Source organism: Nocardioides sp. YIM 152588 (genome assembly GCF_040191335.1).
In the GTDB taxonomy this organism is placed as follows: Bacteria; Actinomycetota; Actinomycetes; order Propionibacteriales; family Nocardioidaceae; genus Nocardioides.
In genome coordinates, this window is record NZ_JBEGDJ010000007.1 from 107,894 (window position 1) to 128,845 (window position 20,952).

The window sequence follows — 20,952 nt, forward strand, 5'->3', positions numbered from 1 at the left end:
GGTGCGTTCAGACCGGGAAGATCGGCAGCGAGCGGCGCTCCACGAACGCGAACCCGGCGCCCGCGCTGAACCGGGTGACCGCGACCGAGCCGTCCTCGGGGGCGGCCTCCTCGCGTCGTACGACCTCGAGCCGCCACCCGTCCGTGCCGTCGGTCAGCGGCGCCACCTCGACGTCGAGGTGGGGGTCGAGGCCGCGCACGATCGCCTGCAGCGGTCCGGTGTGCGCGGGGTCGACCAGCCAGATCCAGGCGCGGTCCTCGTCGGCGGGGCCGCGCCGCACCTCCACGCCGGTGCCGTCCGGGGCGGCGGCGACGTACGCGGCGGGGTTGAGCAGCGGGTGCAGCGACAGCAGGCGCACGGCGCCCTCCTCGGTGCGCGGGATGCGCAGGACGCGGGCCAGGCGCTCCGCGGCGATCCCGGCGAGGCCGGTCAGCTGCTTGCGGCGGATCCCGAGGGTCTGCTCCTCGGCGGCCGCCCGCTTGCCCACCGCCAGCGCGTAGGACTGGTCGAGCAGGTGCATCTGGAGGCACACCTCGTCGGCCATCCGGGTCAGCGCGGACGCGGAGAACGAGGCGAAGTCGAGGTCGGAGACGAGCGGGCCGGCGTAGTCGGAGGCGCCCTCGTCGGCCGGGTCGATCGGCGCGAGGTCGAGGGTCGCGGCGCGGCTGGCCCCGATGGTGGCGAGCGCGGGGTGGTCCTCGGCGGCCGGGTAGGAGTCGTCGATGATCACGGTCCACGCGCAGTGGGGGTGCCGGTCGGCGGGGGTCCGCGGCGGGCGGTGGATCGGGCGGATCTGGGCGCGCGGGTTGGAGGCCACGGCCGTGGCGTCGAACGTCGGGTCCTCGATGTCGTGGCACATCGAGCGGACGTAGTCCTCGCCCATCGGCTCCACGTCGAGCAGCGCGCCGCAGTGGTCGAGGTGGAACTCGCCGTGGTGCGGGTCGTGGACGGTGTAGCGGAAGTCCATGAACTGCGGCGGCGCCCCGATGTCGAGCTGGAGGCCCTTGAAGATCGTGACGACGTCGCCCCGGCCGGGCTCGGCGGGCTCGTAGCCCAGCGCCCGCTGCATCCGCCGGGTGTAGATCGGGGACGACGCGGCCCACTCCTCGATGGCGATCTGCGCCATCTCGTCGCGGCCGAAGGCGGAGATGCACCAGGCCATCCCGGAGCGGTCGATCAGCTGCCCGATCAGCAGCAGCTCCGGTACGACGGCGGCCAGCTCGTCGCGGGTGAGGTCGGCGTACCGGCTCCGCGTGTGCGCCTCGCCCGGTGAGGCCGTCGCCGGCTCCGTCGCCGATGTCGTCTCGGTCATCGAATCTCCTCGTCAACGCTTGCCAGATCGCTGGAACGAGTTCTAGTTTAGACACGTGTCCAGTCAGGTGACCAGCCCCGATCCCGCCGCTTCGGCCCGGCAGACCGCGCCCCGGCAGCAGCTCAAGCCGCGCCAGGCGGAGACCGTCCAGCGGCTGCTCGAGGCCGGGATGGCACAGCTCGCCGAGGTCGGGGCCGAGGCGCTGACCGTCCGGCAGGTGGCCGTGCGGGCGGGGGTCTCCCCGGCGACCGCCTACACCTACTTCTCCTCCAAGGGCCACCTGGTCGCCGAGATCTTCTGGCAGCGCCTCGTCGCGCACGTCGATGACGAGCAGCACGCCGACGGCGACGCGGTGGCCCGCGTGCAGGCGGTGACGCGGTCCCTGACCCAGATGCTCGAGGGCGCGCCGGCCCTGGCGGCCGGCGCCACCGTGGCGCTGCTGGGCGGCGACCCGGACGTGGACCGGCTCCGGCTGCGGATCGGGGCGCTCTTCGTGGAGCTCTTCGAGGAGGCGCTCGGCGACGACCTCACGCCGGGGCGCGTCGAGGCCTTGGTGCTGGCGTTCTCCGGCGCCCTCCTCCAGGCCGGCATGGGCCTGATCACCTACGCCGACCTCGGCGACCGCCTGGACTCGGTGGTCGCCGCGATCCTGGAAGGAACGACCCGATGAGCCCGATGAGCCCGACGACGACCGGTGTCGCCGACGCGCTGCGCTTCGACCCGTACGACTACGACTTCCACGAGGACCCGTACCCGCTCTACCGGCGCCTGCGCGAGGAGGAGCCGGTGCACCACGCGCCGGCCGACGACCTGTGGGTGATCGCCCGGCACGCCGACGTCTTCGCGGTGCTCCGCGACGACGTGACCTTCTCCAACCGGATGGGCGTCTCGCTGGACGCCAGCGCGTGGAGCCCGGAGGCCCACCGGGTGATGTCGTTCCTCGCCCTCGACGGCGCCGAGCAGACGCGGATCCGCAAGCTCGTCTCCGCCGCCTTCACCCCGCGCCGGGTCCGCGAGCTGACCCCGCAGATCCAGGCGCTCACCGACACGTACCTGGCTGCCACCCTCGCGGCGAACGACCGCGACGGCGAGGCCGACTGGATCGCCGAGTTCGCCGGCAAGCTCCCGATGGACGTGATCTCCGAGATGATGGGCGTGCCGGAGGCCGACCGCGACGAGGTACGCCGACTGGCCGACCTGCTGGTGCACCGCGAGGCCGGCGTCCGCGACGTCCCGCCCGCCGGCATGGAGGCGGCGGTCGCCCTCTTCACGTACCTGAGCGAGATGGTCTCCCGGCGCCGCAGGACCGCCGGCGACGACCTGACCTCCGCGCTCGTGCGGGCCGAGGTCGACGGCGACCACCTCAAGGACCACGAGGTGATCGCCTTCCTGCTGCTCATGATCGTCGCGGGCAACGAGACCACCACCAAGCTGCTCGGCAACGCGCTGTTCCACCTCTCGGCCAGCCCCGAGCAGCGGGCGCAGGTGCTGGCGGCGCCGGAGGCCCCGTCCACCCTGGTGGTGCCGTGGATCGAGGAGACGCTGCGCCACGACACCTCCAGCCAGATGCTGGCCCGCTACGTCGTCACCGACACCGAGGTCGCCGGCGTGGCGATCCCGGCCGGCGCGAAGGCCCTCGTACTGCTGGGCAGCGCGAACCGCGACGAGCGCGTCTTCACCGACCCGACTGTCTTCGACATCCACCGGCCGAAGGCCGAGCTCAGCGAGATCCTCAGCTTCGGCACCGGCCGCCACTTCTGCCTGGGCGCCAACCTGGCCCGCTTGGAGGCCCGCGTCGTGCTCGAGGAGCTGGTGCGCCGGGTCGGGCACTTCGAGGTGCACGCCGACCGAGCGGTCCGGGTGCACTCCACCAGCGTGCGCGGCTTCGCCTCGCTGCCCGTCACCTTCACGGAGAGGACGGCCTGATGGGTCGCTACGACCACCCCGAGCGCCGCCCCGCGGTCGTCGCCGGTGCCTCCTCCGGCATCGGCGCCGAGACCGCCCGGTCCCTCGCCGCCGCCGGCCACCCGGTCGCGCTCGGCGCCCGCCGGGTGGACCGGCTCGAGGAGCTCGCCGCGGCGATCCGCGCCGACGGCCACGAGGCCGTGGCCCACCCGCTCGACGTCGCCGATTCCGACAGCGTCGCCGACTTCGCCGCCAAGGTCGCCGCCGACCTGGGCGAGGTGGAGGTCGTGGTCTCCAACGCCGGCCTGCTCGGACCCGGCGCGCTCCTCGAGGTCGCCACCGACCGGCTCGCGGCCGAGTTCGAGGTCAATGTGCTCGGCCCGCACCGGCTGGTCCGCGCCTTCGTGCCCGGCATGGTCGAGCGCGGCCGCGGCGACATCGTCTTCGTCTCCTCCGACACGGCCGTGCGGGCCCGCCCGTTCATGGGTGGCTACAGCGCCACCAAGTCCGGCCTCGAGGGCCTGGTCGCCTCCCTCCAGATGGAGCTGGAGGGCACCGGCGTCCGCGCCTCCGTGGTGCGGCCCGGTCCGACCTGGAGCGAGATGGGCATGGACTGGGACCCGGACGCGGCCGCGTTCGTGCTCACCGAGTGGGTCAAGTGGGGCCACGCGCGCCACTCCCACTTCCTCAAGGCCAGCGCCATCGCGAACGCGATCACCGCCGTGGTGAGCGCACCCCGCGGGGTCCACCTGAGCCCCGTCGACGTCAACCCCGAAGCCCCCATCGAGAAGTCAGAGAAGAAGGAGGAGGGTCGCTGATGACCGCCACCAGCGCGGGCGAGCTGCTCGCCGCGATCCCCGAGGTCTCCACCGTCCTGGACGACCACGACCCCTCGGTCCCCGACATCATCCAGGGCACCGGCCACCTGCCCGAGATGCGCGTCGACCCGATCGCGCTGTTCCAGCGGGTGCGTGACGAGTGCGGCGACATCGGCCGGTTCCGGCTGGCCGACAAGGACGTCGTGCTGGTCACCGGCGCGGAGGCCAACGAGGCCTTCTTCCGCTCGCCCGACGAGGTGCTGGACCAGGCCGCGGCGTACCCGTTCATGACCCCGATCTTCGGCAAGGGCGTCGTCTTCGACGCCACCCCGGAGGAGCGCCAGCAGATGCTGAAGAACCAGGCGCTGCGCGGGGACATGATGCGCGGCCACGCGCAGACCATCGAGGCCGAGATCCGCCGGATGGTGGCGGACTGGGGCGACGAGGGCGAGATCGACCTGCTCGACTTCTTCGCCGAGCTCACCATCTACACCACCTCGGCGTGCCTGATCGGCAAGCCGTTCCGCGAGGAGCTGGACGTCCGGTTCGCCGAGACCTACCACCAGCTCGAGCGCGGGACCGACGCCATCGCCTACGTCGACGCGTACGCCGACATCGACTCCTTCCGCGATCGCGACGAGGCCCGGGAGAAGCTCGTCTCGCTGGTCCAGGCGATCGTGGACAAGCGCAAGGCGCGCGGCACCGTCCCCAAGGAGGAGCGGGACCTGCTCGACGTGCTGATCTCGATCGACATGTCGGCCGACTACATCACCGGGATCTTCATCTCGATGATGTTCGCCGGGCACCACACCTCCTCCGGCACGGCCTCCTGGGCGATGATCGAGCTGCTGCGCCACCCCGACGTGATGGCCGACGTGGTCGCCGAGCTCGACGGGCTGTACGCCCCGGACGCCGACGGCACCGCTCCGGAGGTCTCCTTCCAGGCCCTGCGCTCGATCCCGGTGCTGGAGGCGGCGCTGAAGGAGACGCTGCGGCTGCACCCGCCGCTGATCATCCTGATGCGCCTGGTCCGGGAGGACTTCGAGCTGCTCGGCCACACCATCCCCGCCGGCACGCTGATCGCGGCCTCGCCGAAGGTCTCGAACCGGATCGAGGAGGACTTCCCGAAGGCCGAGGAGTTCGACCCGGGCCGCTACATCGACCCGCGCCAGGAGGACCTCCAGAACCGGTGGACCTGGATCCCGTTCGGTGCGGGCAAGCACCGCTGCGTCGGCAACGCCTTCGCCATGATGCAGATGAAGGCCATCTTCTCCGTCGTCCTGCGCGACTTCACCTTCGAGGCCTCCCAGCCGCTGGAGTCGTACGACGACGACACCTCGAAGATGGTCATCCAGCTCGCCCGCCCCGCCAAGGTCCGCTACCGCCGGCGGCAGCGATGAGGGTCGTCGCCGACACCGGCATCTGCCAGGGGCACCAGCTCTGCCAGGGCGAGGCGCCCGACGTCTTCGGCTTCGACGAGGACGCCGACGTGGTCGTCGTGCTCGACGAGCACCCCGACGAGTCCCTGCGCAAGGACGTGACCCTCGCCGTGAAGTACTGCCCCGCCTTCGCCCTGTCGATCGAAGAGGATTGAGATGACCGACCCCACCCTGACCCGCGCCGAGATCGAGGAGTTCTGGGCCACCTGGCTCCAGATCAACCGCGACGTCGAGGCCACCGGCGACTGGCGGCCCATGGCCGAGTGGTACGCCGAGGACGCCACCTACGGCTGGATGTACGCCCCCGACGAGCACTTCATGGCCGTCGGCCGCGACCAGATCCGCGACTGGGCGATCGGCATCGAGATGGACGGCCTGGACGGCTGGCACTACGACTACGTCTGCACGATGATCGACGAGCAGAAGTCGATGGTGCTGGGCTTCTGGAAGCAGCGGTCGGGGATCCTCGACGACAGCGGCCAGGAGTACGAGATCCTCGGCATCGGCGGCTCCTGGTTCGGCCTCAAGCGGGTCACCGAGGGCGCCGACGCCGGCAAGATCAAGATCGACTGGCAGCGCGACTGGTTCGACATGCCCTCGACCGCGCACACCTTCATGGAGATCATCAAGGCCGGCAAGGCGCCGGAGACGCTGCTCAAGCGGATGTCGGTGGCGGGCCACGGCGTCCCCGGGCACTACCACCACGCGGACATCCCCTCCACGGTGTGGCCCCCGCCGGTCGAGCGCGGCGACCACATCACCCAGGCCCCGGCGCCCGAGGCCCAGGGGGCCGACGCATGAGCGGATTCGAGGCGCTGCCCGCGCCGCTCCAGCTGATCGACGGCAAGCTCGTGGGCGCGGCCGACGGGGCGTCGTACCCGATCCTGAACCCGGCGGACGGCAGCGAGATCGGGCGGGCGCCGGACAGCACGGCGGAGGACGTGGACGCCGCGATCGCGGCGGCCCGCAGGGCCTTCGACGAGTCCGAGTGGGCGGGCGATCGCGACCTCCGGGTGCGGTGCCTGCGCCAGCTGCACCAGGCGCTGCTCGACGAGGCCGACTCGTTCCGCGCGCTGACGACCGCCGAGGTCGGGATGCCGAGCTTCATGATGACCGCGGCCGGCTTCGACGTGCCCGTCGAGGGCCTGAAGTGGGTCACCGACCTGGTCGAGACCTACGAGTTCGAGACCGACCTCGGGGTGGCCTCCCCGATGGGCATCCCGTCGCGCCGCACCGTGCGCCGCGAGCCGGTCGGCGTGGTCGCCGCGATCACGCCGTGGAACGTGCCGACCCAGATCAACCTGGCCAAGATCGGCCCGGCGCTGGCGGCCGGCTGCACGGTGGTGCTCAAGCCGGCGCCCGACACCCCGTGGGTGGCCGCGGAGCTGGGCCGCCTGGTGGCCGAGCACACCGACATGCCGGCGGGGGTCTTCAACGTCGTCATGCCGCGGTCGAACGAGGTGGCCGCGACGCTGACCACCGACCCCCGGGTCGACATGGTCTCCTTCACCGGCTCGACCGGCGTCGGCAAGGCGATCATGGCCGCCGCCGCGCCGACCCTGAAGAAGGTCTTCCTCGAGCTGGGCGGCAAGTCCGCCGCGATCGCGCTCGACGACGCCGACGTGGCCGCGGTCGCCGGCGGCACCGCGTTCGCGGCCTGCATCCACGCCGGTCAGGGCTGCGCGATCACCACCCGGCTGATCGTGCCCCGGGACCGCTACGACGAGGCGGTGCAGGTCGCGGCCGCCACGATGGAGTCGATCGGGGTCAAGGACCCCGCCGACCCCGGCGCGATCTGCGGCCCGGTGATCTCGCCGATCCAGCGGGAGCGGGTGGCGGCGTACTTCGACGTGGCCACGGCCGAGGGCGGCACCTTCGCCACCGGCGGCGCCGTCGTCGACCAGCCCGGCAACTGGGTGCAGCCGACCGTCGTCGCCGGCCTCGACAACACCTCCCGGCTGGCCCAGGAGGAGATCTTCGGCCCGGTCCTGGTGGTCATCCCGCACGACGGCGACGACGACGCCGTGCGGATCGCCAACGAGTCGCCGTACGGCCTGTCGGGGTCGGTGGACTCCGGCTCGCTGGAGCGGGCGAAGGCCGTCGCCGCCCGGATCCGCACCGGGACGCTCGCCGTCAACGGCGGCGTCTGGTTCAGCCCGGACGCGCCGTTCGGCGGGTACAAGCAGTCCGGGCTCGGGCGAGAGATGGGCGTGGCCGGGTTCGAGGAGTACCTGGAGACGAAGACCATCGCGGAGCCGGCGTGACGCGGCGTCGGAATCACCGGCTGACCGGTGATTCCGACGCTTGACAGGCATTGCAACGCCCGGGAAGTGCATGAATCACCGGTCGACCGGTGATTCATACAGCCCGTCAAGCACCAACCTCGATCATCCACAAGGAGCACCATGCGTTTCGAGAACAAGGTCGCCGTCGTCACCGGCGCGGCCCAGGGCATCGGCGAGGCCTACGCCCGGGCGCTGGCGGCCGAGGGCGCCAGCGTCGTCGTGGCCGACCTCAACGAGGAGTCCGGCGCCAAGGTGGCGGCGAGCATCAACGAGGCGGGCGGCAAGGCCATCTTCGTGGCGTGCGACGTCTCCTCGGCCGACTCCGCGGACGCCCTCGTCCGGCGGACCGTCGAGGAGTTCGGCGGGATCGACCACCTGGTCAACAACGCGGCGATCTACGGCGCGATGGAGTTCAACCTGCTGATCACGGTCGACTGGGACTACTACCGCAAGTTCATGGGCGTGAACATGGACGGCGCGCTGGTGATGACCCGCGCGGTCTACCCGGAGATCGCGAAGCGCGGCGGTGGGGCGATCGTCAACCAGTCCAGCACCGCGGCGTACCTCTACTCCGGGTTCTACGGCCTGGCCAAGGCCGGCATCAACAGCCTCACCCAGCAGCTGGCCCACGAGCTCGGCGGCCAGCAGATCCGGGTGAACGCGATCGCACCGGGGCCGACCGCGACCGAGGCCACGAAGATCCAGGCCGGCGACGCCGCGAAGGACATCGTGCGGAACTCGCTGGCCCTCAAGCGGATGGGGTCGGTCGACGACATGGTCGGCGCCTGCCTGTTCCTGCTCTCCGACGACGCCTCCTGGGTGACCGGCCAGATCCTGGCGGTCGACGGCGGCCAGACGTTCCGGCTCTGAGCCGGGGACGAGGACGAGGGAGTACGACGTGGGCAAGTTCGACGACCTCCCGGAGGTCCGCCGCCGCGGTCTGGAGAAGATGGAGGAGGTCTACGGCTTCGACATGGCCGACGGCGACGGTGACTTCTTCCGCTACACCGCCGACCACCTGTTCGCCGACATCTGGCACCGGCCGGGCCTCTCGGACCGGGACCGCAGGCTGCTGCTGATCGGCATGCTCGCCGGGCAGGGGGCCGCCGACGTGCTCGGCATCCAGGTCCCGGCGGCGTACGCCAACGGCGAGCTGGACGACGAGGCGCTGCGCGAGATCGTCATCTTCTGCACCCACTACGCCGGGTGGCCGAACGGCGCCCGGCTGAACTCCATCGTCGAGGAGACGATCGCCAAGGCCGCCCGGGCCCGCGCGAAGGCCGAGCGCCAGGGGTGAGCCCGGGCGTCCGCCGAAGGTAAAGAATCCGGTCGTTTACACGTGTGAAACATTTCAACCCCGCTAGGTTCGCGCGATCCGCGGTCCCGGGGGAGGGCGGCCTGAGGGAGGCCGGTCGACGGGACCGATGACGCATGGCGGGGCTCGGGCGCGCCGTTCTGGGGGGAACAGGTGCGGGTACGACGGCGGGGTGCCGCGCGGCGCGGGCAGCGCGGCTCGATCGCGGTGATGGCCGCGCTCACGCTCAGCGTGGCGATGGTCGCCACCGCGATGACGGTGGACGTCGGGCTCCAGCGGGTCCTCCGCGCCGACCTCCAGACGCTGGCCGACGCGATCGCGATGGACCTCTCCCGCGAGCTGACCGGCGAGCCGGTCGGCGCCTACGACCCGGCGGCCCTCGCCGCGATCGAGGCGGCCAAGGCGGCCAGCGTGGACCGGAACCGCGCGGTGGTCGGCGGACCCGTCGACCCGGCGGACGTCGACTGGGAGTTCGTCGTCCGCGACCGGGCGACGGGGCGGCACGCACCCGCCGGCGCCGCCGAGGTGCCGACCGGGATCCGGGTGACGGCCCGCTCCGACGTCGACTTCGCCTTCGGCGCCTTCACCGGCGTGGAGAGCGGCTCCGCCGTCCGGTACGCCGTCGCCTCGGCCACCCGGCGCGCCTGCCTGCTGGTGAGCTCCTATGCCAGCGAGTTCGCCAGCGGCGACTCCTGGGTGCTCGACCTGGTGCTCGGTGACCTCCTCGGCACGGACGTCTCGGTCGCGCTGCTCGCCCCCGACAGCGGGCTGCTCGGCCTCGACGTCTCGCTCCTGGACCTCTTCGACGCGATCGGCCCGCTGCTCTCGCTCGACATCGACGGCATGTCCTACGACGAGATCCTGGGCACCGAGATCAGCGTCGGCAACCTGGTGCTCGCCACCCAGCACGTCCTCGAGCGCGAGTCCGGGCTGACCTCCGAGCTCGACCTGCTGCGCCAGGTCCGGGGCGGCATCCAGCTGAACCTGCCCCACGTCGACATCACGCTGGGCGACCTCTTCGAGCTGGACACCGCCGCGGAGTCCGCGGTCGACGTCACGGTGAACGTCTTCGACCTCCTCACCAGCGCCCTGATGGTCGCCAACGGGGACCGGGTGATCGACTTCCCGAGCGGCCTGACGCTGCCGCTGCCGATCGGGGAGGGCGGCGGCGCCCTGGTCGACGTGACCGCGCGCATGGTCGTCGGCCAGCCGCCGGTGCTCGGCTGCGACGGCAGCGCGACCAGCTCCCAACGGGTGATCGAGCTGCGCGGCGACATCGTCAACCTCGACCTGGGCGGGCTGATCCGGGTGCGCGCCCCGCTGACCGTGCGTCTCACGCTCGGCGACGCGGCGGCCACGGTCCGCGGGCTCGACTGCCTCCCCTCGGGGGCGGTCCGGGTCAGCACCGAGGTGCGCAGCGCGATGGTGGGCGTCGACGTACGCCTCGGGCAGCGCGCCGGGGAGCCGTCGTCGCCGGCGATGCGGGTCGCCCTGCTGGACATCGGGCTGCCCCGCTGGAAGGGCGTCGAGGTCGTCTCGGGGACCATCGCGCTGACCAGCGGCGCCGTCGTCAACCGGCCGACGGTGGCGCGGACCTTCGACGTCCCCCGGGGCGGCTACTCCGAGGTCTTCGACATCGCGCCCCGCGGGGTGGGGCTGCCGACGATCGGGCTGGCCTTCAACGACCTGCGGCTGCTCCAGGGGCTGGGGCCGCTCAGCGACCTGCTGAACCTCCTCGACGTGCCGAACCTGCTCCAGGCGACCGTCGACCTCGTCCTCGGCGGCATCGTCAACCCGCTCGTGGCGGGCCTCGACCGGTGGCTGATGGCGCCGTTGCTGGACACCTTCGGGATCACCGACGCGGGCGGCACGGTGCAGGTCGCGCCCGGCGCCGAGTGCGGGACGCCTCGGCTCGCCGGCTGAGGCACCCACGACGCGCCTCGGTCAAGGAACCCCAATTTTGGTGATGCGCACGGCTTGTCTGGGCTAGCCTGCGGCTCATCTGGGGCCCGGAGGGGGTGGCCGGCCGACGTGGTCGACCGCCGGGGCCGGACATGGGGCGGGGCGAGGCTCGGGCCGCGCCGCAGTGGGGGGTCGACGATGCGGGCATGGCGGATCCGGCGACGCCGGCGCGGCGAACGCGGCGCCGTGGCGGTGATGGTCGCCATCCTGCTCAGCGTCCTCCTGCTCGCGACCGCACTGACCGTCGACCTCGGCACCCAGCGCAACCTCCGCGCGGACCTGCAGGGCCTGGCCGACGTCGTCGCCCTCGACCTCTCCCGCAACATCACCGGCCAACCGGTCAGCGCCTACACCGACGAGCAGCGCGCGCAGATCGACGCCGAGCTCGTCGCCAGCGTGCAGCGCAACCAGGGCCTGATCGGCGGCACCGTCGCCCCCTCCGAGCTGAGCTGGTCGTTCGTGCTCCGCGACCCGGTCACCGGCCGTTTCGTGGCCGCGGGCGCCTCCGAGACGCCGACCGCCATCGAGGTGACCGCCCACGGCGACGTCGACTTCGCGTTCAGCGGCATCACCGGCGTCGCCGAGGGCGAGTCCAACCGCGTCGCCGTCGCGCAGAGCACCAAGCGGGCGTGCGTCCGGGCGCGGTCGTACGTCAAGGAGTGGAACATCAGCAACTCCTGGCTCGGGCAGTCGCTCGGTGGCCTGATGAGCACCGCGTCCGGCGAGGACGTGATCGTGATGTTCTTCGACACCGAGACCGGCATGCTCGACGTCAACCCGCCGATCGGCGACGTCGTGGCGGCGCTCGACGCGCTGGTCGCCCAGGACCTGGCCGGCCTGAGCGGCACGGCCCTGTCCGGCACCACCGTCACGCTCGACGTCTTCCTGCAGGCGGTGGCCGACGTCGTGCAGACGCACGGCACCGCCGACCAGGTGACGCTGGTGCAGGACCTGCGCGCCGGGCTCGACCCGGCCAAGGTCACCGGCGGCGTCCGGCTCGGCGACGTGATCGACTTCGGCGCCGACAAGACCGTCGCGCTGACGATGCCGATCAACATCGCGGACATGGTCTCCGCCGCGCTGATCTCGGCGACGGGGGTCGACGGGCTGGCCTACGCCGACCTGGGCGGGCTCTCGCCGACCCTGCCGGAGGGGGAGCAGTCGATCCTCGGGATGAGCACCAAGATCTCCGTGGCGAAGAAGCCGGTGATCAGCTGCTCCGGCACGGTGACCAGCTCGCAGACGACCTTCCAGATCACGGGCACCCTGCCCACGTTCCCGGTCTACATCTACCCGTACTGGTACCGGCTGACGGCGCCCATCTCGATCACGGTCTCCACCGCGAACCTCACCGCCACGACCACGGGCATCACGTGCCTGGCCGACGGCACCAAGCGGGTCGGCCTCGACGTCGACAGCAGCACCTTCGGCATCGACATCCGGATCGGCCAGCTGCCCGACGACCCGTCGTCGCCGGAGATGACGGTCAAGGCCTCGGCGGTCCTGGGCGTCGCGGAGGTCACGGTCGCCTCCGGCACGATCCGGCTCTACAGCACGAGCAGCCGGCCCACGGTCCACACCAGCCTCGACGTGGTCGACGGCGACTACTCGGCATCGGTCGACATCCGGCCCGAGGGGCTCGGCGTGCCGAACCTGGCGGTGCAGAACCAGCTCACCAGCATCTTCGGCACCGGCTACGCGCAGTACATCGGCGACGTCGTCGCAGCGGTCTACAACGCGATGAAGAACGGCCTCACCGAGTGGCTCCTCAACCCGATGCTCGACGCCCTCGGCGCGACGTTCGGCGGCGGCAGCGTGCGGCTGGTCCCGACCGTCGACTGCGGCACCCCGCGCCTGGTCGGCTGAGCCCACGCTCGGCCGCGACTTCGCCCCCGCCGACGTGGCGTAGGTCACGATGAGGCAGGGTAGTGCCCATGGCTGAGGCAGTGCTCCCCCCGACCAGCAGCCCCGATCAGGGACCGATCGAGCCGGTCGTCCTGGACGGGCTCGCGGTACCGGACCCGGCCGGCACCCCGTCGTACCGGGGTGGCCTGCGGGTCTGGGCGCTGCCGACCGACGTGGTGGCCGACGCCGACCTCGACCGGGCCCGTCCCTGGTTCGACGAGGAGGAGCGGGCGCAGGCCTCCGCCTTCGTCCGCGCCGAGCTGCGGCGCTCCTACGAGGTCGCCCACGCGGTCGCGCGGCTCGTGGTCGGCACGGTGCTCGACCGCGATCCCGCCGCGGTGGCGTGGGACCGCCACGACTGCCCCGGGTGCGGCGAGCCGCACGGCCGGCCGCGCGTCGAGGGCGGCCCGGGCGGCGTCGAGTTCTCCCTCGCGCACACCCCGGGCCTGGTCCTCGTCGCCGTGGCCGACGGCCCCGTCGGCGTCGACGTCGAGCGGTTCCCGGCGGCGGAGGACCTCGCCGGGCTCGCCGGCGTGCTGCACACCGACGAGGCCGCCGAGGTGGAGAAGTCCGACGACCCGGGCGAGTCCGTCGTCCGCTTCACCCGCGCCTGGACCCGGACCGAGGCCTACCTCAAGGGCGTCGGCATCGGCCTGGGCCGCGACCCGCACCTGGACTACCTCGGCACCGACGCCGCCCCCGAGCGGCTGCTGGAGGACTGGCGGATCCGCGACGTGGCGGTGCCCGGCGGGTTCGGTGCGGCGGTGGCGACCCGCGACGCGGAGTGACCTGCCGTAACCTCGCTGCGTGAGAACGGCCCGGTCCTCCCTCGGCCGCCTCGTGCGGCTCGAGCTGAGGCACCCCGCCCAGGCGGTCGTCGTCGCGTTCGCCGCCGCGGTCCTGGTCGGCACCGCGCTGCTGGCTCTCCCGCCCGCGCGGGCCGGTGACGGGTCGGCGCCGCTGCTCACCGCGCTGTTCACCTCCACCAGCGCGGTCTGCGTCACCGGCCTGACGGTGGTCGACACCCCGAGCTACTGGTCGCCGTTCGGGGAGGGGGTGATCCTGGCGCTCATCCAGGTCGGCGGCTTCGGCATCATGACCATGGCCTCCCTGCTCGGGATGCTGATCTTCCGGCGGCTGGGCCTGCGCTCGCGGATCACCGCGGCCACCGAGACGAAGGCGACCGGGCTGGGCGAGGTGCGGGGCGTGCTCAAGGGCGTCATCACGATCAGCGTGGCCGTCGAGGCGGTCACCGCGCTCGCGCTCACCCTCCGGTTCGTGCTCGGCTACGACGAGACGTGGGGCCGCGCGGCGTACCACGGCGTGTTCCACGCCGTCTCGGCGTTCAACAACGCCGGGTTCGCGCTCTACAGCGACAGCCTGGTCCGCTTCGCCAGCGACCCGTGGATCTGCCTGCCGATCGCCCTCGCCGTGATCGCCGGCAGCCTCGGCTTCCCGGTCTGGGTCGAGCTGGCCCGCCGCTACCGCTCGCCCCGGGCGTGGAGCATGCACACCAAGATGACGATCTCGGCCAGCGCCCTGCTCCTGCTGCTCGGCACGGCGTTCGTGACCGCGAACGAGTGGCGCAACCCGGCCACGCTCGGCGCGCTGGAGCCGCCGGGCCGGCTGCTCGCCGGGTTCTTCCAGGCGGTGATGCCGCGCACGGCCGGGTTCAACAGCGTCGACTACGGCGAGATGCGCGACGGGACGCTGCTCGGCACCGAGATCCTGATGTTCATCGGCGGCGGGTCGGCCGGCACCGCGGGCGGGATCAAGGTGACCACCTTCGTCGTGCTCTTCTACGTGATCTGGGCCGAGGTCCGCGGCGAGCGCAACGTCGAGGCGTTCGACCGCCGGGTGGCGGACCGCGCGATCCGGCAGGCCCTCACCGTGGCGCTGCTCGCCGTCGGCGCCGTGGCCGGCGCGACCGTGGCGCTCCTCGAGCTCTCCGAGCTGCCCACCCGTGACGTCCTCTTCGAGTCGGTCTCTGCGTTCGCCACGGTGGGCCTGTCGACCGGGATCACCCCGGAGCTGCCCGACACCGCGCGGCTGGTGCTGGTCGGCCTCATGTTCCTCGGCCGGCTCGGGCCGGTCACCCTCGTCTCCGCGCTCGCGCTCCGCGACCGCGGACGGCTGCACCGACTCCCGGAAGGACGGCCCATCATTGGCTAGGTCATTGGGCAGGAAGCGCGACAACGCGGTGGTCGTCATCGGCCTCGGACGCTTCGGGCGCTCGCTCGCGCTGGAGCTGATGAAGGACGGCACCGAGGTGCTCGCCATCGACTCCGACCCGCGGCTGGTCCAGTCGCTCGCCGGGCGGGTCACCCACGTGGTGGAGGCCGACGCCACCGACGAGGAGGCCATGCGACAGCTCTCCGTCGGCGAGTTCGACCGGGCCGTGATCGGCGTCGGCACCGACCTGGAGGCGAGCATCCTCTCGGCCTCGATCGTGCTCGGCCTCGGCGTACCCAACGTCTGGGCGAAGGCGATCAGCAAGGCCCACGCGCGGATCCTCAGCCAGATCGGGGTGCACCACGTGGTCCGCCCCGAGCACGACATGGGCCGCCGGGTCGCCCACCTCGTGCTGGGCCGGATGATGGACTACATCGAGTTCGACGACGGCTACGCGTTCGTCCGGACCAACGCGCCCCGGGTGCTGCACGGGCGGAGCCTGGCCGGGTTCGGCGTGCGGGCGACGTACGGCGTCACCGTCGTCGGGGTGAAGGCGCACGGCGAGGAGTTCACCTACGCCACCGCCGAGACCGTGCTGCGGCCCGGCGACGAGATCATCGTCTCCGGGCCCCGGCACGCCGTCGAGGAGTTCAGCGCGCTCGACTGATGGTGCCGTCCGCGCGTGGAGCTGGCAGGCGCCGTCGTCACATGCGAATTGGCCCCAGAATCGGCCGCGGAGGGGCCAATGTCCATGTGACGACGGCGAGACGGACGACCCCGGCTCAGTCGCCCGCCTGCGCCGCCAACACGCGGGCGGCCTCCCGGACGGCAGAGGTGTTGGCCTTGAGCTGGCGGGAGCCGGCGAGCTTGGCCGTGATGTGGTCGCGGACGACGATCGGCTCGTACGCCAGGCCGTCGGCGGCGTCGAGGTGCGTCGGTAGGGTCTCGATCACGGCGTCGACGTTGCCGTCGTGGAAGAAGGCGACCGAGCGGCGCCGCCGGATGGTGCCGTCGACCACCGGGGGCTTGACCCGGTGCAGCGTCGACATCCATCGGTCGTTCGTCAGCCGCGCCGTGAGGTCGCCGAGGTTGACCAGCAGGGCACCGTCGATGGGCTCGACGTCGTGCCACCGCTGGTCGCGGCCGAGCACCTGGAGCCCGGCCACCTGGTCGGCCCACAGCACGGTGACGATCCCGAAGTCGGTGTGCTCGCCCATCCCGATGAGGTCGCCGTCCAGCGTGACGTCGGTGCCCTCGGGCAGCGCGTAGTTGTTCATCCGCATCACGTCGATGGAGTGGTCGGTGAGGCGGTCGAAGAAGTCGCTCGGCTGCCCGAGGGCGTCGGCGAACACCGCCGTCAGCGTGCGGGCGACCCGCGCGGCCTCCGCGAAGTAGGCCTCGACCCTGCCCCGGAAGCCCTCGACCCGCGGCCACGTGTTGATGCCGTAGTCGTCCTCGGAGAGGCCGAGTCCCGGGTACCAGCGCGCCTCGGCCCCGACGTTGTAGGCCTCGAAGAAGTCGTTCATCCGGGACGCGGACTCCACGCCGAGGCTCAGGCTCAGCGACTCGCTCTTCGGCGGGCTGTAGCCGCGGTTGCCGGTGACGACGTACGCGCGCTTCTCCTCCAGTGGCAGCAGGAAGAAGGCGTCGAGCGCCTCGGTCAGGCCGGCGATCGCCTCGTCCGGCACGCGGTGCCCGAGGATCTGGACGAAGCCCACGGACGAGCAGGCCTCGTCCATGGCGGCGGCCGCGGCGGCGCGCTCCTCCGGCGACCCGTCGCCGGTCCAGGCCGAGATGTCCACCACCGGTACGGCGAACGGCTGGGTGTCGGTCATGGTCCTCTCCTCCGGGTGGTCCGACGTGCTCAGGAGACGGTCGCCGCGGCCGCGCGCTGGCGGAAGTAGTCCGCGCACACGACGGGCGGGTAGTCGGTGCCGGGCACCAGCGGCGAGATCTCGAGGTCCATGTCGACCTCCATGAAGAAGATGAGGGAGATCAGCTCCTCGGTGGGCGCGTCGGTCTGCGGGGCCTGCACCCGGTGGCGCGTCGAGCGCCACCGGTCGCCGACCCAGCGGGCGAGCAGGTCGCCGACGTTGATCGTCAGCGCGCCGGCCTCGTACGGCGCGTCCACCCAGTCGCCGTCCAGCGTCTGCACCTGCAGGCCGCCGTAGCCCGGCTGGCGGTCGAGGAGCGTGTAGGTGCCCCAGTCGGTGTGCGGCCCGACGCGGTACTGGCCCTCGAGGGCCGCGCCCACCTCGGTCAGCGGGGGGTAGCGGTTGATGTTGAAGGTGTGCGGCGAGGCCTGGGCGCGGTCGACGAACCACTCCTCCTCGAGGCCGAGCGCGAGGGCGCTGGCGCGCAGCAGGTCGTAGTAGACCTCGCGGGCCTGGCGGGCGAGCTCGTCGGCGAGCGCGGGCAGCTCGGGCACCTGGGCGGGCCAGGCGTTCTCGGCGAACCACTCGGCGTCGACCTCGTCGTCGCCCGTGCTGAAGTTCCGGCCCTGCGTGAGCGACTCCTTCATGTCGGCCCGGGCGGGGTCGGAGTCCTCGCCGTAGAAGGAGTTGGCCTCGCCGCCCACCGGCAGCCATCCGCGCCCCGCCACCCGGGTCGCGATCTCGGCCTTCTGCTCGACGGGCAGCCCGAAGAACCGGGACGCGCCGGCGCGGACCCGGCCCATCAGCTCCGCGTCCATGCCGTGCCCGGCGATCAGCAGGAAGCCGGAGCTCTGCAGCGCGGCGTCCATGCGGCGGGCGAACGCGCGGCGCTCCTCCGCGGTGCCCGCGCGGAACGCGCCGATGTCCAGGAGCGGGATGTCGATCTCTGTCATGGCCCCGAGGCTAGGCAGGAAAGATCACCAGCACGTGAACCCGATGTTCACTGGAGCCGCGCACGCTGGTGCGGTGGTGCCCCCGGTAGGAGTCGAACCTACGACCTTTCGCTTAGGAGGCGGCTGCTCTATCCACTGAGCTACGGGGGCTCGGGTGGCATCCTCTCAGGTCGGCGCCCGCCACGACGAAGTGGTGGGAGAATGGGCCCGCCCACGGTGTCGCTTGGGGAGACGCCGTACGGTGGGCCGGGCGCGACGCGCCGTCGCGGCTGGGCTCGGCAGCCCCGTGTAGAAGGTGCCCACGGGCAGACCCATGGCCAGGTGAACGATGACGCAGGACAACCCCCCGACCCCGCCGGACGACGGTCGAGCGCGCAAGGTGGCCACCTCGCGCGCCAAGGGTGGCGCCCGGAAGCGGAAGGTCCCCGGCCACACGGTCGCGAAGGTGATCACCGCGACGCTGACGGTGCTGGCCCTGACCACGGGCGTGTCGGTCGCGGTCATCTACAACCACTGGAACGCCAACATCGACGTCAAGGACCTCGACCGGCAGCTCAAGGACCGGCCCGAGAAGAAGGAGGTCGAGGGCCCCAAGGAGCCGCTCAACATCCTGGTGATGGGCTCCGACACCCGCGAGGGCGAGGGGAACAAGATCGACGGCGAGTCCGGCGGCGGCCTCTCCGACACCACGATCCTGGTGCACCTGTCGGCCAACCGTGAGTTCGCCTACGGCATCTCGATCCCGCGCGACACCCTCGTCGACCGGCCCGAGTGCTACGAGGAGGACGGCACCGCGATCCCGGCCGCGACCGACGCGATGTGGAACGCGGCGTACGCCGTCGGCGGCCCCGCGTGCACCGTTCAGCAGCTCGAGCAGGTCTCGGGGGTCCGCGTCGACAACTACGTGGTGATCGACTTCGCCGGCTTCAAGGACATGGTCAACGCCCTCGACGGCGTCGAGGTCTGCATCCCCGAGGACATCAACGACACCGAGCACGGCATCGTGCTGAAGGCGGGCACCCGCGAGATCAAGGGCGACGAGGCGCTCAGCTACGTCCGGGTGCGGCACGTCGGCAGCGGCACCGACCTCAACCGGATCAAGCGTCAGCAGGCGTTCCTCGCGGCGATGATGAACAAGGTGCTCTCCGGCGGGACGCTGGCGCGTCCGGACCGGATGGTCTCGTTCGTGAACGCCCTGACCGACTCGATCCAGACCGACTTCGAGAGCGTCGGCGAGCTGGCTGACCTGGCCAGCAGCTTCGCCGGGATCGGCCCCTCGAACGTCAAGTTCGTCACCACGCCCTGGGTCTACTCCACCGCCCAGCCGGGACGTGTCGAGTGGACGCCCGAGGTCGAGAAGCTCTGGCGCCTGGTGATCAACGACAAGCCGCTCACGCAGGAGTTCGTGGAGAAGTCGATCAGCGCCGCCGACGACCCCGAGGGCTCGTCCGCCGCGCCGACCGACGCCGCCACCGACGCCGCCACCGACGCCGCCACGCAGGGGCCGTCGGGCTCCGCGAGCCAGGCGCCGGGTGGGGCGACCGGGTCGGCCGCGACGGAGTCGACCGGGGGCGCCTCGCCGAGCGCGACCGAGTCGGAGCAGGGCGGCCTCTCCGACGCCGAGCGGGAGTACGCCGGCCTCTGCACCTGACCCGCCCCCATCCCGCGCGTCGGCATCGGTGCCCGCCCCATGCATCGGTGCCCGCCCCATCGTGGGCCGTGCACGGTCGGGGTTGGGGGTTCCGGGCGCCCGGGAGCGTAGGGTCGAGGGCATGAGCAGCCAGGAGCCGGAGCCGGCGTGGAAGCGCAAGCAGCGCCTCGCCGAGATCTTCGGCGACGCGCTGCCCGACACGACCTCCGACGAGCGCGACGAGGGCGCGCGGCCGAGCGGCGGCGGGAAGGGCGAGTCGGCCTCCGACCGCTGGCTCAAGTCGCAGGTGCCGCCCCACCACGGGGGCTGAGCGACGCCACGCCCATCCGGGTCAGCGCGAGGTCAGCGCGTCCCGGATCTCGGTGAGCAGGGCGATCTCCGACGGCGCCGCCGGGTCGGCCTCCTCGGGGAAGAACTTCTCCTTCGCCTTCACGTAGGGCGTGACGATGAGGAAGTAGACCACCGCGGCGAGGATCACGAACGAGATGACGGCGGTGATGAAGACGCCGACGTTGACCCCCGCCATGGTGACGGCGTCGAAGTTCGGCTGGCCGCCGATCTTGCCGATGAAGCCCATCAGCACGTCGGTGAAGGCGCTGACGACCGCGCCGAACGAGGCGGCCATGATCAGGCCGACCGCGATCTCGACGAGGTTGCCGCGCAGCAGGAAGTTCTTGAAGCCGTCCATCTGATGGGTCTCCTAGGTGGGAGCCGGCCGGGAGCCGGGGTGGGAGCCAGGGGGAGCCGGTGGGAGCCGGACGAGGCGTCGAACCTAGCCGCCGGCCCAGGCGAATGTCACGAAGCTCAGCGCGCCGGCGGACGTGACCTGCTGCACGTCGGCCGCGGCGACGCCGAGGACCACCAGCCGCCCGCCGAGCAGCCCGGACGGCCCCGCCGCCCCGCCGTCGACGCCGGCGGGCGGCACGGCCAGCACCGTGACGCCGACCGCGACCACCGCCGTCGTCCCCGCCGCGGGGTCGGTCGCCAGCACGTCGATCCGGTCGCCGGCCGCGAGCAGCCCCGCCTGGTCGGCGTCCGACAACCGGACCGGTACGGCGACCCGGCCGGTCGCGCCCGCGGCCAGGCCGGGGCCGACCACCCGGACGTCGGTCACCGGCTCTCCGCGGCGCAGCGGCGCCGCCAGCACGACCCCGGTCGGGTCCTCGACGACGCCGTCGGGGACCGCGTCCGGCGGCAGCCCGACCCGGTCCAGGTCACCGGGCTCGACCCGCGCGCCGGCGGGGAGGTCGCGCGCGGCGACCGCGACCGCGCGGACGCCGGTGGCATCGCCCTGGCGATCCTCGACGGCGAGGCCGTGCCCGCGGGTGGCATGGGCATCGCCAAGCAGCGCGGTCGAGGCC

At 72.3% G+C, this 20,952-nt stretch carries 21 protein-coding genes and 1 tRNA gene; 16 read left to right on the forward strand and 6 right to left on the reverse strand.

Annotation, left to right across the window (positions count from 1 at the left end; all coding sequences use genetic code 11):
- Positions 1-7: 7 nt before the first annotated feature.
- Positions 8-1,312 carry a hypothetical protein gene (locus ABLM29_RS06025; protein ID WP_349713065.1) on the reverse strand — a complete coding sequence of 435 codons (1,305 nt, stop codon included), beginning with the start codon at positions 1,310-1,312 and terminating at the stop codon, positions 8-10.
- Positions 1,313-1,367: 55 nt separating this feature from the next.
- Between ABLM29_RS06025 and ABLM29_RS06030 the strand changes: the two genes are divergently transcribed.
- From ABLM29_RS06030 to ABLM29_RS06095, 14 genes are all read left to right on the forward strand, one after another.
- The gene (locus ABLM29_RS06030) at positions 1,368-1,982 is read left to right on the forward strand and encodes a TetR/AcrR family transcriptional regulator (RefSeq protein ID WP_349713067.1); all 615 of its coding nucleotides are present in this window, start codon (positions 1,368-1,370) and stop codon (positions 1,980-1,982) included.
- Positions 1,979-3,238 (forward strand): cytochrome P450, encoded by a 1,260-nt coding sequence (locus tag ABLM29_RS06035; RefSeq protein WP_349713068.1) that lies wholly within the window; start codon positions 1,979-1,981, stop codon positions 3,236-3,238. The genes ABLM29_RS06030 and ABLM29_RS06035 overlap by 4 nt, the downstream gene beginning before the upstream one ends.
- The gene (locus tag ABLM29_RS06040) at positions 3,238-4,035 is read left to right on the forward strand and encodes an SDR family oxidoreductase (protein ID WP_349713069.1); all 798 of its coding nucleotides are present in this window, start codon (positions 3,238-3,240) and stop codon (positions 4,033-4,035) included. The genes ABLM29_RS06035 and ABLM29_RS06040 overlap by 1 nt, the downstream gene beginning before the upstream one ends.
- Positions 4,035-5,435: a cytochrome P450 gene (locus ABLM29_RS06045; protein WP_349713070.1), complete on the forward strand. Its 1,401-nt coding sequence runs from the start codon at positions 4,035-4,037 to the stop codon at positions 5,433-5,435. The genes ABLM29_RS06040 and ABLM29_RS06045 overlap by 1 nt, the downstream gene beginning before the upstream one ends.
- Positions 5,432-5,629 (forward strand): ferredoxin, encoded by a 198-nt coding sequence (locus tag ABLM29_RS06050; RefSeq protein ID WP_349713071.1) that lies wholly within the window; start codon positions 5,432-5,434, stop codon positions 5,627-5,629. The genes ABLM29_RS06045 and ABLM29_RS06050 overlap by 4 nt, the downstream gene beginning before the upstream one ends.
- 1 nt (position 5,630) lies before the next feature.
- Positions 5,631-6,275, forward strand: a complete 645-nt coding sequence (locus ABLM29_RS06055; RefSeq protein ID WP_349713072.1) for a hypothetical protein — start codon at positions 5,631-5,633, stop codon at positions 6,273-6,275.
- Positions 6,272-7,738: an aldehyde dehydrogenase gene (locus ABLM29_RS06060; RefSeq protein ID WP_349713073.1), complete on the forward strand. Its 1,467-nt coding sequence runs from the start codon at positions 6,272-6,274 to the stop codon at positions 7,736-7,738. Before ABLM29_RS06055 ends, ABLM29_RS06060 begins: the two co-directional genes overlap by 4 nt.
- Before the next feature lie 141 nt (positions 7,739-7,879).
- On the forward strand, positions 7,880-8,629 hold the full coding sequence (locus tag ABLM29_RS06065) for an SDR family oxidoreductase (RefSeq protein WP_349713074.1): 750 nt from the start codon (positions 7,880-7,882) through the stop codon (positions 8,627-8,629).
- Positions 8,630-8,657: 28 nt separating this feature from the next.
- The gene (locus ABLM29_RS06070; protein ID WP_349713075.1) at positions 8,658-9,056 is read left to right on the forward strand and encodes a carboxymuconolactone decarboxylase family protein; all 399 of its coding nucleotides are present in this window, start codon (positions 8,658-8,660) and stop codon (positions 9,054-9,056) included.
- Positions 9,057-9,227: 171 nt separating this feature from the next.
- Positions 9,228-10,997 (forward strand): Tad domain-containing protein, encoded by a 1,770-nt coding sequence (locus ABLM29_RS06075; RefSeq protein WP_349713076.1) that lies wholly within the window; start codon positions 9,228-9,230, stop codon positions 10,995-10,997.
- 177 nt (positions 10,998-11,174) lie between these two features.
- Complete coding sequence (locus tag ABLM29_RS06080; protein WP_349713077.1) at positions 11,175-12,902, forward strand: Tad domain-containing protein; 1,728 nt, start codon at positions 11,175-11,177, stop codon at positions 12,900-12,902.
- Between the two features lie 68 nt (positions 12,903-12,970).
- Entirely contained in the window at positions 12,971-13,729 is a 759-nt protein-coding gene (locus ABLM29_RS06085; protein WP_349713078.1) for a 4'-phosphopantetheinyl transferase family protein, read from the forward strand.
- Between the two features lie 19 nt (positions 13,730-13,748).
- The gene (locus ABLM29_RS06090) at positions 13,749-15,113 is read left to right on the forward strand and encodes a TrkH family potassium uptake protein (RefSeq protein WP_349713079.1); all 1,365 of its coding nucleotides are present in this window, start codon (positions 13,749-13,751) and stop codon (positions 15,111-15,113) included.
- 4 nt (positions 15,114-15,117) lie between these two features.
- Complete coding sequence (locus ABLM29_RS06095; RefSeq protein WP_349713080.1) at positions 15,118-15,780, forward strand: potassium channel family protein; 663 nt, start codon at positions 15,118-15,120, stop codon at positions 15,778-15,780.
- Positions 15,781-15,895: 115 nt separating this feature from the next.
- Here the strand turns inward: ABLM29_RS06095 and ABLM29_RS06100 are convergent, their stop codons facing one another.
- The 3 genes from ABLM29_RS06100 to ABLM29_RS06110 form a co-directional block, all read right to left on the reverse strand.
- Positions 15,896-16,948, reverse strand: coding sequence for an isopenicillin N synthase family dioxygenase (locus tag ABLM29_RS06100; RefSeq protein ID WP_349713081.1), 1,053 nt, complete (start codon positions 16,946-16,948; stop codon positions 15,896-15,898).
- Between the two features lie 29 nt (positions 16,949-16,977).
- The gene (locus ABLM29_RS06105; protein WP_349713082.1) at positions 16,978-17,940 is read right to left on the reverse strand and encodes an isopenicillin N synthase family dioxygenase; all 963 of its coding nucleotides are present in this window, start codon (positions 17,938-17,940) and stop codon (positions 16,978-16,980) included.
- A 74-nt stretch (positions 17,941-18,014) separates the two neighbouring features.
- Positions 18,015-18,090 (reverse strand) — tRNA-Arg (locus ABLM29_RS06110).
- 178 nt (positions 18,091-18,268) lie between these two features.
- Here ABLM29_RS06110 and ABLM29_RS06115 point away from each other — a divergent pair.
- Entirely contained in the window at positions 18,269-19,591 is a 1,323-nt protein-coding gene (locus ABLM29_RS06115) for an LCP family protein (RefSeq protein ID WP_349713084.1), read from the forward strand.
- Between the two features lie 121 nt (positions 19,592-19,712).
- A complete protein-coding gene (locus ABLM29_RS06120) occupies positions 19,713-19,901 on the forward strand; it encodes a hypothetical protein (RefSeq protein ID WP_349713085.1) in 189 nt (62 codons plus the stop codon).
- 21 nt (positions 19,902-19,922) lie between these two features.
- Here ABLM29_RS06120 and ABLM29_RS06125 read toward each other — a convergent pair whose 3' ends face one another.
- Together ABLM29_RS06125 and ABLM29_RS06130 are read right to left on the reverse strand one after the other, a co-directional pair.
- Positions 19,923-20,279: an MscL family protein gene (locus tag ABLM29_RS06125; RefSeq protein ID WP_349713086.1), complete on the reverse strand. Its 357-nt coding sequence runs from the start codon at positions 20,277-20,279 to the stop codon at positions 19,923-19,925.
- Between the two features lie 84 nt (positions 20,280-20,363).
- The coding region (locus ABLM29_RS06130; protein WP_349713087.1) for an SAF domain-containing protein at positions 20,364-20,952 on the reverse strand (589 nt) is incomplete at its 5' end.

What these genes read in the sequence shown, in the direction of transcription:
- ABLM29_RS06025 (WP_349713065.1), bottom strand. Translation starts at nt 1,312, where the DNA reads ATGACCGAGACGACATCGGCGACGGAGCCGGCGACGGCCTCACCGGGC.
- ABLM29_RS06035 (WP_349713068.1), top strand. Translation starts at nt 1,979, where the DNA reads ATGAGCCCGATGAGCCCGACGACGACCGGTGTCGCCGACGCGCTGCGC.
- ABLM29_RS06040 (WP_349713069.1), top strand. Translation starts at nt 3,238, where the DNA reads ATGGGTCGCTACGACCACCCCGAGCGCCGCCCCGCGGTCGTCGCCGGT.
- ABLM29_RS06045 (WP_349713070.1), top strand. Translation starts at nt 4,035, where the DNA reads ATGACCGCCACCAGCGCGGGCGAGCTGCTCGCCGCGATCCCCGAGGTC.
- ABLM29_RS06050 (WP_349713071.1), top strand. Translation starts at nt 5,432, where the DNA reads ATGAGGGTCGTCGCCGACACCGGCATCTGCCAGGGGCACCAGCTCTGC.
- ABLM29_RS06055 (WP_349713072.1), top strand. Translation starts at nt 5,631, where the DNA reads ATGACCGACCCCACCCTGACCCGCGCCGAGATCGAGGAGTTCTGGGCC.
- ABLM29_RS06060 (WP_349713073.1), top strand. Translation starts at nt 6,272, where the DNA reads ATGAGCGGATTCGAGGCGCTGCCCGCGCCGCTCCAGCTGATCGACGGC.
- ABLM29_RS06065 (WP_349713074.1), top strand. Translation starts at nt 7,880, where the DNA reads ATGCGTTTCGAGAACAAGGTCGCCGTCGTCACCGGCGCGGCCCAGGGC.
- ABLM29_RS06080 (WP_349713077.1), top strand. Translation starts at nt 11,175, where the DNA reads ATGCGGGCATGGCGGATCCGGCGACGCCGGCGCGGCGAACGCGGCGCC.
- ABLM29_RS06085 (WP_349713078.1), top strand. Translation starts at nt 12,971, where the DNA reads ATGGCTGAGGCAGTGCTCCCCCCGACCAGCAGCCCCGATCAGGGACCG.
- ABLM29_RS06100 (WP_349713081.1), bottom strand. Translation starts at nt 16,948, where the DNA reads ATGACCGACACCCAGCCGTTCGCCGTACCGGTGGTGGACATCTCGGCC.
- ABLM29_RS06105 (WP_349713082.1), bottom strand. Translation starts at nt 17,940, where the DNA reads ATGACAGAGATCGACATCCCGCTCCTGGACATCGGCGCGTTCCGCGCG.
- ABLM29_RS06115 (WP_349713084.1), top strand. Translation starts at nt 18,269, where the DNA reads ATGACGCAGGACAACCCCCCGACCCCGCCGGACGACGGTCGAGCGCGC.
- ABLM29_RS06120 (WP_349713085.1), top strand. Translation starts at nt 19,713, where the DNA reads ATGAGCAGCCAGGAGCCGGAGCCGGCGTGGAAGCGCAAGCAGCGCCTC.
- ABLM29_RS06125 (WP_349713086.1), bottom strand. Translation starts at nt 20,279, where the DNA reads ATGGACGGCTTCAAGAACTTCCTGCTGCGCGGCAACCTCGTCGAGATC.